Raw genomic sequence first — 12,614 nt, forward strand, 5'->3', positions numbered from 1 at the left:
TCACGTTCAGTTGTTGACGTCCTGCTTGATCTGCACCAGCGCCTCGTCCCACACGTCCCCTCCATCCGCCCAGGTCCACAGCCATTGACGCAGAGACGGTGCCGCGTAGCGCACGCCATCGTGAGGGTTCTGGCCCCATTCGGGTACCCAGCCGTCGGCGTCCCAGAGAAGCACCGGATTGTCGATCGCTATCAGGGAGACGTACCACTCCATGGTGCAGCCGCCACCCGTCAGGAAGAACCACGAGGCTGGTGGGCCCCATCCTGGCCGCTGGTCATGGAGGGCGGTTGCGCAGGGCCAGTCCTGCACGTGCCAGTGCGGAATGCTGCGCGGTGTCAGTGATGCGAGGCCGCCATCCGGCCCGAATCCTCCGTCACCGATCTCGGTGTAGACACGTCGAAGCAACTCGGGCAGCCGATATCCGAGCTTCTGTTCCGCGTGCTCGACTTCGGCGAATGTGACAGGCGGGAAGGGCTTGTCGGGGAGGCTTCCGCGGGAGGGGATCGTGCCTCCGGCGCCCCATGCGAGTGCGTGCAGTCTCTCCAGAAGCGTGTCGTCGTCCGCAGCGGTGCGGTGGGTGGCATCTGTCACGAGCCGGAACTGTAGTGGGGAAGGGTTGTTGCTTCGGAGGCTCGGCGCTTCTTCGCGACTTCTTCGCGCATGAGGTCGTCGGTGCGTGTGCTGTGCCAGATGGTTCCTTCCCACTTCTCGTACTGGGGATCGGGGTCACGTAGGAGGACGGACTTGAGGTGGCCGTGGAAGAGCATTGCGCGGCCCTGTTCCCGCCGGGTGCGGTTGAACCACGTTGCGCTCTTTTCGTGCCGGGCGAGGCGGTTCGCTGCGAGGCCGGGGAGGGTGCCGCGCATCCGGCCGGGTGTGTAGGTCGTCAAGGGGCGGCTCGGTGGGCGCCATGAGTCGGCGAGGGACCAGTGTGCGATGGCGTCGCCGCGGCGGTCGGCGGGCTTGTAGGGGTAGGTGACGCGGTTGCCGATCTCCGCGAAGAACCGGGCTTGCTCTGTCGCTGTGCCGTCGGCCAATTGCCGCCAGTGTGGTGAGGCGATCAGCGGTGCCATGGCGACAGCCTCGGGGTAGATCGCCGCGAACAACCGCGAGGTGCTGTAGCTGGGGTAGGTGCGCGTCTCCCGGCTGAACGGGATGAGGAGGTCGATGCGGTCTTCCCAGGTGTCCCAGGTGCCGAACACGGCGCTGGAGGGACGTCCGTCCACGGACCAGATGTGTGCGCAGAGCATGAGGGCGCTGAGCACGGCGTCGTAGGTGGCTGACCAGCCGTAGCGGCTGAGGAGGCGCAAGTGCTTGCGCTGGGCGTCGACGATTTCGGGGAGCCGGGTGAGGTCGACGGCGGGGTGGTCGATGTCGGGCGGGCCGATCCACGTGCGGTGGCGCAGGCAGACGTAGCGGTGGTGGGGCAGGAGCCGGGTCACCTTGCCGCCGGGGTGCCGGGCGTCGCAGCGGTGGCAGCCGGTCTGTGGTTGGTGCCGGAACATTGCCCAGTCGGGCGCGGGGCTCCGGAGTTCGGGCATTGCGCCGGCGAGGGCATGGGCGGTGCGGCCGGTGAGCGCGGCGAGGCGTTCGGGGACGACGACGCGGCGCATGCCGCCAGACTTCTCGCGTTCGGTGACCTGGGTCCAGAGGTCGTTGATGTCGAGGCCGTGGAGCGTGGCCAGGCGGCTGATGTAGGAAGCGGGGATCTCGTGCCGGGCGGGCGGGACGGGATCGGGAAGTCGGCGGATGAGCATCAGGCCACGCGCCTCCGCCGGGCAGAAGGTTTGGCGGGTGCGGTGCGTTTCTCGGACTGCTCGGCCGCGTAGTCGACTGGGACGATCTCCAGGAGGTCCTCAGTGATGCGTTCGCTCTCGTCCTGGATGGCGAGGACGGCGGCGCCTCGGACGAGCTGGGAGAGGCTGCCGATCATGCCGCCGGTGCGGTGGAAGAGGTACTCGCTCAGACCGGTCAGTGTGCCGGAGGTGTGGTTGTGCAGCCGGAGCGTGGATTCCAGAGTGCCCACCAGGGCCCGCCAGGTTTCCTGGTCCTCGGCGGTGACGTGTGCGAACGGGGTGGCGGGGACGACGACGAAGCGTCCTGCGATCTGCCGTCCCCGGGTGCCGGCGAACAAGCCGTTGGACTCGACGTCCATGCCCGCGTAGGCGAACGTCGCGGGCAGCCGTTCGGCGAAGTACTTCAGCTGGTCGGAGGCTTCGGCGCCGGAGCGGGTCGTGAGGGTCAGGTTGTGGATCTCGTCGACGAGGACCAGGTCGACGTGGACGTGGGCGGCGGTGGCGCAGACGGCGTCGACGACGTCGGTGATGTTGGCCCGGGAAGGGAAGGTCAGTCCGAAGAAGCGGGCGAACTCCATTGCGAGCATCTTCGGTGTGGCCGCGGGCGGAACGGTGACGTAGACGACCGGGAGCCGGTTGCGGTCGTGGGGGTGTCGCTTGCGGACGGCTAGCTCGTGCGCCCGCCCCAACTGGGTCAGGGCGGTCGTCTTCCCGGTGCCGGAGGCACCGGAGAGGATCACGCCGCGGCGGGCGGAGATCTGATTGCGGTTGAGCTGGATCAGCAACCGGGAGGTGGCGGTGACCTTGCGGATGACCGGGGTGTTCACCATCGGTAGAGCGGCGTGATACTCGCGGCGACGTTCGTCCACGTGCATCTGTTCCTGCGGGATCAGGGCCGCTCGTTCGCCAGCCGTCAGCAGGCGGGGCGGAACCGGCTCATGGCCGACGAAATGATGCCACCCCTCCTTGGTGGTCAGCGGGTTGTCGGGCGGAACCTGTGAGGCCGCGTCCGTGTCAGGGGCGGACGGGGAGAACGTGCTCATAGCCACCTCTCGGCTTCTGCGTGAGCGTCGAAGATCCCGAACTCCACCGTGGTCACGGGCAACTGGACCTCGGGCGCCGGCTCCGCGCGGCGTTCGGCCTCGGGTGCCGCTGCGGGCGCGGGGACGGCGCGGGCCGTGCGGGTGCGGGCGACCACCTTGGCCGACCTGGTGTCAGGGCCGTGCTCGGCGCGGGTGAGTAGACCGTCCAGGGCACGGGCGACGGCCGTTTCGTTGGTGTCGTCCAGTCCGGCCTCGGCTGCCAATCGGCGCGCGTGTTGCCAGGTGAAGTCCGCGAACGGCGCGTTCACCAGCGGCCACTGCGTCCACGGCACGGTGATCCAGCCGCCCGTCGTGCGGACGAATACCTGGGACAGGTCATAGGGGTCGTAGTGCACTTCCCAAAGACCGCGCTTGGCGGTGATCCCGGAGTGCTCGCGCCGATGCGGCCCCAGGTCGGGGCAGTCGTAGGTGCGGTAGCTGATCTGGATGCCGTAGTCGTTGATCGCTCGCCAGGCCACCGGCAGCAACTCCAGGTAGTCCTCGCCGCGGAGCACGAGCGGCAGATAGCCGCAGGCCGCCACCAGCGAGGCGTACTTGTCGTTCGGCGACATCGCCTTCTTCGGGCGGAACGGGTCGCGCAGAGCGGTGTGCGGCCTGGCCTGCCAGCCAGCCAGCAACCACTCATCCAGCAGGTCCTGAAGCTCCGGAACCGTCCAGACGGCCTGGTCCTCGACCTTCTCGCCGCGGCGGGAGACATCCCGCCCGGTGTAGCCGGCCAGGTGCTGGGTGAACAGCGTGTTGATCGAGGAGAACGTGGCCTCCACGATCGCCTTGTCGGTCGGCGTGCGCGGACGCGCCCGCTGCACTGAGATGCCGAGTCGTTCGCAGGCCCGCAGGAACGTGTCGGAGACGAAAACCTTCCCGCCGTCGATGACGACCGTGTCCGGCACGATCACCGGTTTCGCCGCGGCCTGTTCCATCCGCGCGTCCACGTCCAGCAGCCGCAGGTGCGGCATCCGCGACGCCGCCATGCGCAGCGAAGCGGACCAGCCCGGCCGCATCGGCTCGGGCACCAGCATCCGGGCCAGCAGCAGCGAGGCGTCCACCGCTTTGGTGCCCACCGGTCGCAGCACTGCGGCGCAGACCGTGCGGGTCGCGACGTCGACCGCGATCGTCAGATCCGCGCGGGCCGTCAACCCGGAGTCGAGCACCACCATCGCGTCCAGCGGGGTGGAGTCGATCTGCACCTGTTCCCCGGGCCGGTCCGCGAACGTCGGCGTGAATGGCCCCTGCGGGCGGTTCGCCGTCTGCCGCCGCGTGACCGCCGAACCGAAGGTGTGTCGACCGGTGGAGAGCGCGTCGACCAGCTTGTAGAGGGTCCGCTGGCTCGGCAGCGGAACCACCCCCTCGCCGTGGGTGGCCTCCACCAGCTTGACCACCCGGCGAATCAGCCGTGACCGGGTCCCCGTCGAAGTGTGCGTCTCCGTGTCCAGGACCTCCTGGACGGCCGCGACCAGCCGGGCGTCCGCCCGCCCCGTAGCCTCCCAGGTCCGGGTCGCCCGCTGGTCCACCAGCCCCCAGAGCCCCTGCTGGACGTAGCGCGACCGTCGGTTCTGCACCGTCCGAACGGTGACTCCTAGCTCGCTCGCCTTCGCGGCCATCCGTTCCATCAGGGAGTAGACAGCCGGGTCATACCCAGGGCGCGGCTCGGTGCCCGCCACGGCATCCGGCGGCAGCCCGGTCTCGACCTCCACCATGTGCCGTTCCCATTCCCGTGCAGCCTCCCGGACCGACTCCGGCAACGTTCCCAGGAGCCCCGACGGCTCCAGCGCGGGCAGCGGCTCCGTGCCGGTGACGGCGAAGTCCGGCGCCGCCATCAGATGCGAGGCCAGCACCACCGATTCCGCCCCGGCCTGCGACCGCAGCCGCACAGACGTACCGGCGAGCCCCACCACCTGGTGGTCCTCGTTGTCGTAGGTGATCCAGTCACCGGGCCGCAGCACGGCCCCACGCTTAGTAGCCACCGGTCACCCCCGCGGACACCGCCGTCGCCGAATGCAGCGGAACCGACATGTCCACGGTCAGCTCGTGCGTCCACAGCAGATGGAACAGCACCGGCAGCACCGCGATCTCATCACCCACCGACGACGCCCCGTCCATCAGCGGCCGCGGTTCCGTGAACGCCGCCAGCAATCCGCAGACCACCGGCTCCAGCCGATACCGGGGGTGCCGGTAACCGGCCAGCCAGCGCACATTGCGCAGGACGATCGTGTCCGGGTTCCCCACCAGCCGGAACTCCCACCCAACCTGCATGCAGGCTGCTTGCGCCGCCTCGAACTTCGCCACATCCCTCGGCTTGCGGCGGTCCGCAGGCCGGCAGTCGACCACCACCGCAGTGCCGTCCTCCCGGCGGGCGAAGTAGTCCGGCGCGTGAGAGACGCCCCTGCCCGCCTCCGACTGCCAGAACAGCCAGAACGGCTGCGAGGAGATCCCCACGACCGACGGATCGAAGTCCAGCAGCATCACATGATCGCGCTCCAGCCAGGACTCGTATCCGATGTGACCGCCGACCGTCGCCGACCACCACAGGCCCGGCAGATGGCGCTGTCCCTTGTACGACTTGAACGCGCGTACCGGCGCTACGTCCTCGAACCGCACCGCCCGGGCATCCATCAGCGGCAGGCGGAACTCCGACCCGCACCGGTCGGTGTACGCGACCTCAAACCCCTCCGCCGGCGGCCCGGAGACACCACCCGGCAGAACCCCTAACGCACGTGCCACGACTCGCTAACCCCACCCCGCGACGAAAGGTCACTCTGCAAGGCGAACGAGCACACGAAGAGTAAAGCTGCGAAACGAAGAGACCGGCGTCACAGGACAGTGCGGGGGTGATCGCTCAGAGCGAACGGGCGTCCGGGAACATCCCGGGGCTCACAAGCATTGAGTGCACATAGCTCAACTTGACTGCCGAAGGGGAGATCATGGCTTCTGAGTCCATGGCGTCCGTGCCGCTCACTCTGCCTGTGCTGCCGCTCGACGACGAGGTCGTGCTGCCCGGAATGGTGGTGCCGCTGGACCTGTCCGACACCGACGTACGGGCCGCCGTCGAGGCCGCCCAGGCCGCGGCCCGCACCGGCACGGGCAAGCCCCGCGTGCTGCTGGTGCCGCGCGTCGACGGAACCTACGCGGCCACCGGCGTCCTGGGCGTCGTCGAGCAGGTCGGCCGGCTGTCCGACGGCGACCCCGGCGCACTGATCCGCGGCCTCGGCCGCGTCCGCATCGGCGCCGGAACCACCGGTCCCGGCGCCGCCCTCTGGGTCGAGGGCAGCACCGTCGAGGAGACCCTGCCCGACCCGCTGCCCGGCTCCGTGACCGAACTGGTCAAGGAGTACAAGGCGCTGGCCACCAGCTGGCTCAAGAAGCGCGGCGCCTGGCAGGTCGTCGACCGCGTCCAGCAGATCGACGGCGTCGGCGCCCTCGCCGACAACTCCGGCTACTCGCCCTTCCTCACCGTCGAGCAGAAGGTCGAACTCCTGGAGACCGCCGACCCGGTCGCCCGCCTCAAGCTCGCCACCGCCCAGCTCCGCGACCACCTCGCCGAGCAGGACGTCGCCGAGACCATCGCCAAGGACGTCCAGGAGGGCGTCGACAAGCAGCAGCGCGAGTTCCTGCTCCGCCGCCAGCTCGAAGCCGTCCGCAAGGAGCTCCGCGAACTCAACGGCGAGTCCGAGGGCGACGAGTCCGACGACTACCGCGCCCGCGTGGAGGCCGCCGACCTGCCCGAGAAGGTGCGCGAGGCCGCCCTCAAGGAGGTCGAGAAGCTGGAGCGGGCCAGCGACCAGTCCCCGGAGGGCTCCTGGATCCGCACCTGGCTCGACACCGTCCTCGAACTGCCGTGGAACGAGCGGACCGAGGACGAGTACGACATCCGGGGCGCCCGCGCGGTCCTGGACGCCGAGCACGCCGGCCTCGACGACGTGAAGGAACGGATCACCGAGTACCTCGCGGTGCGCAAGCGGCGCTCCGACCGCGGCCTCGGCGTCGTCGGCGGCCGCCGCGGCGGAGCCGTCCTCGCCCTCGTCGGCCCGCCCGGCGTCGGCAAGACGTCGATCGCGGAATCCGTGGCCCACGCCATGGGCCGGAAGTTCGTCCGGGTCGCCCTCGGCGGCGTGCGCGACGAGGCCGAGATCCGCGGCCACCGGCGGACCTACGTCGGCGCCCTGCCCGGCCGGATCGTCCGCGCCGTCAAGGAGGCCGGCTCGATGAACCCGGTGGTCCTGCTCGACGAGATCGACAAGGTCGGCTCCGACTTCCGCGGCGACCCCGCGGCGGCGCTCCTCGAGGTCCTCGACCCCGCGCAGAACCACACCTTCCGCGACCACTACCTGGAGGTCGAGCTCGACCTCTCCGACGTCGTCTTCCTGGCCACCGCCAACGTCCTCGAAGCCATCCCCGAGGCTCTCCTCGACCGCATGGAGCTGGTGCGCCTCGACGGCTACACGGAGGACGAGAAGGTCGTCATCGCCCGCGACCACCTGCTCCCGCGCCAGCTGGAGCGGGCCGGCCTGGAGCCGGGCGAGGTCGTCCTGGAGGAGGCCGCGCTGCGGAAGCTGGCCGGCGAGTACACCCGCGAGGCGGGCGTCCGCACCCTGGAGCGCTCGATCGCCCGGCTGCTGCGGAAGATCGCGGCCCAGCACGAACTGGGCGACCGCGAGCTGCCGTTCACGGTCGGCGCCGACGGCCTGCGGGAGTTCATCGGACGCCCGCACCACGTGCCGGAGTCGGCCCAGGACCCGGCGGAGCGGCGGACGGCCGTGCCGGGCGTCGCCACCGGGCTCGCCGTGACCGGCGCGGGCGGTGACGTCCTCTTCGTGGAGGCGTCCCTCGCCGACCCGGAGACGGGCGCCGCCGGTCTGACCCTCACCGGTCAGCTGGGCGACGTGATGAAGGAGTCGGCGCAGATCGCGCTCTCCTTCCTCCGCTCGCACGGCGCGGAGCTGGAACTGCCCGTCACCGGCCTGAAGGACCGGGGCGTGCACATCCACTTCCCGGCGGGCGCGGTGCCCAAGGACGGGCCGAGCGCGGGCATCACCATGACGACCGCCCTCGCCTCCCTGCTGAGCGGCCGGCTCGTCCGCACGGACGTGGCCATGACCGGCGAGGTCTCCCTCACCGGCCGGGTGCTGCCGATCGGCGGCGTGAAGCAGAAGCTCCTCGCCGCGCACCGGGCGGGCATCACGACCGTCGTGATCCCCAAGCGGAACGAGGCCGACCTGGACGACGTCCCGGCCGAGATCCTGGAGAAGCTGGAGGTCCACCCGGTGACGGACGTCCGCCAGGTCCTGGAGATCGCCCTCGCGCCGGCGGTGCTGCCGGTGGAGGTGGCGGCGTAACTCCCCACGTTCCGGAGCGGGGTGCCGACCGCGGCACCCCGCTCCGGCGTGCCCGGGTGCCGTTTACCCGGATGTCAGCCGGGACTGGCATGCTCGTACGCATGAACGACGACGCCTTCTGGGCTCTCATCGACGAGTTGGGCCGCCGGCCGGGTGACCGGGAGGAGCGGCTCGAATGGCTGCGGGCGGAGTTGCTGCGGCGCCCGGAGGCCGAGAGCGTGGCGTTCCAGGTGCGTCTGGAGCGGGCGACCGAGCTCGCGGACACGCGCGCGCTGTGGACGGCGGCGAACCGGATCGAGGGCGGCGCCTGCACGGAGGACGGCTTCCACTACTTCACGCTGTGGCTGGTGGGCCAGGGCCGGAAGGTGTACGAGTCGGTCCTCGCCGACCCGGACGCGCTGGCCGACGTGCCCGGGGTGCGCGCGCTCGTGGGCCGGCACCACGACGAGTGGGACGACGACGAGTGGCCCGAGTGGGAGGAGCTCGACTACGTCGCACAGGACGCGTACGACGAGCTGACGGGCCAGGAGGACGACGACGGCGAGGAGTTCCTCGACGCCGTCGAGGAGGCGGAGGACGCCGCGGAGGCGGCGGGGGAGTGGGAGGAGTACCGGGGACCCCGGCCGGAGGGGTCGGCGATGCCCCGGCTCACCGCCCTCTTCCCGCTCTCCTCCGGCTCCTAGGAGCCGGAGGAGTCCCCGCGGTCCCTCAGGGGCGGCCCCGCGGCCTCGGAGCCGTCCCCGCGGTCCTCAGGGCGTGTCCCCGCGGTCTCGGGGTCGTCCCCGCGGTCCTCAGGGCGTGTCCCCGCGGCTTCGGGGTCGTCCCCGTGGTCTCAAGGCGCGCCCCCGGCGGCCTCAAGGCGCGCCCCGTGACCTCAGGAGGCGGGCGTGCCGCGGCGGCGGCTCAGGAGGAGGCTGCCCGTCGCGAAGACGGCGAGGGCGCCCGCGCCCGCGAGGGCCGTCGGCAGCGGCGAGGAGGGGGCCTCGGCGGTGTCGGCGGACAGGGCCGGGGGCTGCTCGTCGCCGCCGTGGCCCGCGTGGCTCACGGTGGAGAGCGAGGCCCCCGCCGCGATCTTCGCCTCGGTCGGGGCCTGGGCCCGGCTCCCCGTCGACGTCGACGCCGCCGTGCCGCCGAAGGTGACGTCCGAGCAGCTGTAGAAGGCCTCGGGGCTGTCGTTGCGCTGCCAGATCTTGTAGACGACGTGGCGTCCGGTGCGGGCCGGGAAGGTGCCCGTGAAGTTGTAGTAGCCGTCGGTGGCGGTGCGGCCGGTGGTGTGGACGGCGACGGGGGTCGGGTCCAGGTCCGACCACTTCAGGGGGCGGGTCGGGTCGAACCCGGCCTTGGTGATGTAGACGGTCATCGTGCCCGAGTGCGGGGCCGTCACCCGGAACCTGAAGTCGAAGGGGCCGGCGGCGACGGCCGTGGCCGGCCAGTCGGTGCGCGCCCAGTCCAGGGCCCGGTACTTCTCGCGGTTGGCCGAGCAGAGCCTGCCGTCCGGGATGAGGGCCTGGTGCCGGCCGGCGGCGTCGGCGATGTTGACCTCGTTCCAGTCGTAGAGCGGCTGGGTGCCGGAGTCGGCGACGAGGTCCTTGCACACCTGCGACCTGGGCGTCTCGGGGCCTTCGGCGTAGCAGGCCGCCACCCGGCTCACGGGGTTGAAGACGGCTCCGTGGGCGCTCGCGGTGGCGGGGGTGAGGCTGACCAGGGCCGCGGCGGCGGACAGGGCCGCGGCGCCGGTGACGGTACGGCGGGAGGACGGCATGCGGGGGCTCTCTCTCGTGCGTGGGGGAGTACGGGGTGAGCAACGCGCTCCGGACGCAGGGGAGTTGGGCCGCGGGCGTCCGGCGGAGGAAGCCTCGCATTGGTCCATACCAATGGGCAAGGGGAGGGACGGAAAAAGGCGGTCCCCCGGGTGCCGCCGCACCCGGGGGACCGCCGCCCGGCGGGAGGGGGCCGGCTCAGCCGTTCGCGAGCGCCTGGACCCGCGAGAGGTCGCCGTTGAAGTGGTTGTGGTCGCCGACCGTCGGGCCGGAGGAGGTGTACTGCCAGATCGTCTGGTACGGCCAGCCGGCCGGGAGCTCGCCGACCTCGGAGGCGTACCGCGCGATCCACAGCGGGTTGGTGGAGCCGAAGGCCGCGGAGTTGCCGGTGCACTGCTTCCACCAGCTGGTGGCCGTGTAGATCACCGGGTCGCGGCCGGTCCGGTACCGGTAGCGGTTCACGAAGTCCTGGATCCAGGCGACCATCCCGGACGCCGTCTTGCCGTAGCAGGTCGCGCCGTACGGGTTCCACTCGATGTCCAGCACGCCCGGCAGGGTCCTGCCGTCCTTCGACCAGCCGCCGCCGTTGTTGACGAAGTAGTCGGCCTGGGCGGCTCCGGTCGTCGTGTCCGGGGTGGCGAAGTGGTACGTGCCGCGGATCATGCCGACGTTGTAGGAGCCGGTGTACTGCTGGGTGAAGTAGGTGTTCTTGTAGTACGTGCCTTCCGTCGCCTTGACGTAGGCCCACTTCACGCCGCTGTTCCACAGCGTGGACCAGGCCACGTTGCCGTTGTGGCTGGAGACGTCCACGCCTTCCGTCTGCGCGGCCAGGGTGGAGGGGCCGCCGGGCTTGGCGCCCTGGCCGTCGTGCGCGATCACGCCCATGCCCATGTAGGCGGAGCCGCGCGGGGGGACCGCCTGCCGGGCGCCCGAGTCCTGGGCGGCGGTGGCGGTGCCGGAGAGGCCGAGGGGGAGGAGGGCCAGGGCCGCGAGGGCGGCGCCGGCGAGGGTCGTTCCGGATCTGTGCACACGCATTGCGTGCCTCCGAAAGGCTCGGTGGGGAGCGGGGGCGGCAGGTGTCGCGACACGACCTGGAATGGACATGTCATTCAGGGCTGCCGGAAAAGACGCTACGCACGTAGACCCGCCCACGGAAGAGGGCCCGGTTGCCGCCGTTGGTCTACGCCTGCGAAATACTGAAGGAGCTGCGGCGATGGGCGCCCCGGCAGGAAACTTTCAGCGACCGGAAAGCGCGCGGGAGGTGCTGACGTGCACGGAAGCGGTACGGGAAATGAAGGCCGGGCCACCGCCGGAGGTGGTGTGGACCAGGAATTCCTCGCCCTCGAACGGGAGCTGGCGGTCTTTCTGCGCCGCGCCCGCGCCCAGTCCGGCGAGATGGCCCGCGAGGTCCACCCCGAACTGGAGCCGGCCGCCTACGGCCTCTTCGTCCGCCTCGACGACGCCGGACCCCAGCGGGCCACCGAACTCGCCGGCTACTTCGGCGTCGGCAAGGCCACCATGAGCCGCCAGCTCCGCGCCCTGGAGGACCTCGGGCTCGTCGCCCGCGACCCCGACCCCGCCGACGGCCGCGCCTCGCTGGTCCGCCTCACCGAGGAGGGCCGCAGCCGCTTCCGCAGCGTCCGCGACGCCCGGCGCGAACGCTACGTCCGCAAACTCGCCGACTGGGACCGCGCCGAGGTCGCCGAACTGGCCCGCCTCCTGCACCACTTCAACGTCCGCTCGGAGGGCTGACGCCCGGGGCCGCCGCTCAGCGGTCCCACAGCTCCGCGTACACCGCGGTCGCGTCGTCGTGGAGCTTCCAGCGGCGCGGCCCGCCCACCCGCGCGTCGTCCGCCTCCAGGGCCCGCACCCGGCGGAGCAGACCGGCCGGACCCTCCTCGCGCAGCACGCCGAAGCAGTCCGCCCAGTCGCCCTCGCCGAACAGCTCCACCCAGCGGCTCGCCCCGTCCGTGAGCGCCGCCAGGGCCCGCACCTCCGCGCGCGGGGTCGTCCCGGCCACCGCCCGCGCCGCGACCGCCGGGTCCGCCGCCGCGGTGAAGAAGCCGCCCGCGCGGTTCCGCAGCCGGTCCGTCGCCTCCAGCGAGCGCCGCACCTCGTCCGGCACCCGGTCGAGCCGGTCGTCGACCACCGCCCGCACCGTCCCGTCGGGGGCCTCCAGGAGGAGGACGGAGTCGGAGAGGACGAGGTGCTCGACCCGGACCCCGTCCCAGCGGGCGAGCACCACGGTCGCCTGCGGCGTTCGCACGTGAGAAAGGTCACAGGTGTCGCGGTGGGTGTCCGCGGTGCGCCGGATGGCCAGCGACAGGATCTCGGACAGCGACATGTCCCGTCGGGAACCGGACAGTTCGGTCAAAGCTCCGCCCAGTCGCGCGGTGAACCACGGGACCGTGTGCACACAACCGTCATCACCGACGGGAGGCGTGACGCCGTCGAGCAGGACGAGCGCCCCTCCGCCGTCCGAGCTGGACGGAACGGTGGCCACCCAGTCCTCGTTGGGGCGTTCGGGGCTGCCGGGGAGGGAGGCGACTTCGCTGCGCATGGCCTCCAGTCTGCCCGTCCCCGCGCGTCCTCCCCGGAACTCCTTCACGGGACCTGCAAATG

Annotated in this window: 11 protein-coding genes; 3 read left to right on the top strand and 8 right to left on the bottom strand. The window is 71.4% G+C overall.

The window, feature by feature from the left end:
- Positions 1 to 6: 6 nt before the first annotated feature.
- Genes ACIGW4_RS18175 through ACIGW4_RS18195 form a run of 5 tightly spaced genes read right to left on the bottom strand, consistent with a single transcriptional unit; the run spans position 7 to position 5,620 of the window.
- A complete protein-coding gene (locus ACIGW4_RS18175; protein ID WP_399581459.1) occupies positions 7 to 591 on the bottom strand; it encodes an SMI1/KNR4 family protein in 585 nt (194 codons plus the stop codon).
- Entirely contained in the window at positions 588 to 1,757 is a 1,170-nt protein-coding gene (locus ACIGW4_RS18180; protein WP_399581462.1) for a hypothetical protein, read from the bottom strand. The genes ACIGW4_RS18175 and ACIGW4_RS18180 overlap by 4 nt, the downstream gene beginning before the upstream one ends.
- The gene (locus ACIGW4_RS18185) at positions 1,757 to 2,839 is read right to left on the bottom strand and encodes an AAA family ATPase (RefSeq protein ID WP_389239211.1); all 1,083 of its coding nucleotides are present in this window, start codon (positions 2,837 to 2,839) and stop codon (positions 1,757 to 1,759) included. The genes ACIGW4_RS18180 and ACIGW4_RS18185 overlap by 1 nt, the downstream gene beginning before the upstream one ends.
- Positions 2,836 to 4,842, bottom strand: coding sequence for a Mu transposase C-terminal domain-containing protein (locus ACIGW4_RS18190; protein WP_399581465.1), 2,007 nt, complete (start codon positions 4,840 to 4,842; stop codon positions 2,836 to 2,838). Before ACIGW4_RS18190 ends, ACIGW4_RS18185 begins: the two co-directional genes overlap by 4 nt.
- Positions 4,843 to 4,852: 10 nt before the next feature.
- Positions 4,853 to 5,620 carry a TnsA-like heteromeric transposase endonuclease subunit gene (locus ACIGW4_RS18195; protein ID WP_399581467.1) on the bottom strand — a complete coding sequence of 256 codons (768 nt, stop codon included), beginning with the start codon at positions 5,618 to 5,620 and terminating at the stop codon, positions 4,853 to 4,855.
- 200 nt (positions 5,621 to 5,820) lie between these two features.
- Between ACIGW4_RS18195 and lon the strand changes: the two genes are divergently transcribed.
- Positions 5,821 to 8,232 (top strand): endopeptidase La, encoded by a 2,412-nt coding sequence (gene lon / locus ACIGW4_RS18200; protein WP_123455381.1) that lies wholly within the window; start codon positions 5,821 to 5,823, stop codon positions 8,230 to 8,232.
- 101 nt (positions 8,233 to 8,333) lie between these two features.
- A complete protein-coding gene (locus ACIGW4_RS18205; protein ID WP_260174490.1) occupies positions 8,334 to 8,915 on the top strand; it encodes a DUF4240 domain-containing protein in 582 nt (193 codons plus the stop codon).
- Positions 8,916 to 9,106: 191 nt separating this feature from the next.
- Here ACIGW4_RS18205 and ACIGW4_RS18210 read toward each other — a convergent pair whose 3' ends face one another.
- Entirely contained in the window at positions 9,107 to 9,994 is an 888-nt protein-coding gene (locus ACIGW4_RS18210; protein ID WP_399581469.1) for a lytic polysaccharide monooxygenase, read from the bottom strand.
- A gap of 196 nt (positions 9,995 to 10,190) precedes the next feature.
- On the bottom strand, positions 10,191 to 11,027 hold the full coding sequence (locus ACIGW4_RS18215; protein WP_399581472.1) for a lysozyme: 837 nt from the start codon (positions 11,025 to 11,027) through the stop codon (positions 10,191 to 10,193).
- A 234-nt stretch (positions 11,028 to 11,261) separates the two neighbouring features.
- On the opposite strand from ACIGW4_RS18215, the gene ACIGW4_RS18220 reads away from it, so the two are divergent.
- A complete protein-coding gene (locus ACIGW4_RS18220) occupies positions 11,262 to 11,744 on the top strand; it encodes a MarR family transcriptional regulator (RefSeq protein WP_359588229.1) in 483 nt (160 codons plus the stop codon).
- A 16-nt stretch (positions 11,745 to 11,760) separates the two neighbouring features.
- Here ACIGW4_RS18220 and ACIGW4_RS18225 read toward each other — a convergent pair whose 3' ends face one another.
- On the bottom strand, positions 11,761 to 12,552 hold the full coding sequence (locus ACIGW4_RS18225) for a hypothetical protein (RefSeq protein ID WP_399581473.1): 792 nt from the start codon (positions 12,550 to 12,552) through the stop codon (positions 11,761 to 11,763).
- Between the last annotated feature and the right edge of the window lie 62 nt (positions 12,553 to 12,614).

The organism is Streptomyces sp. NPDC053513 (assembly GCF_044544765.1).
Classification (GTDB): domain Bacteria; phylum Actinomycetota; class Actinomycetes; order Streptomycetales; family Streptomycetaceae; genus Streptomyces; species Streptomyces litmocidini.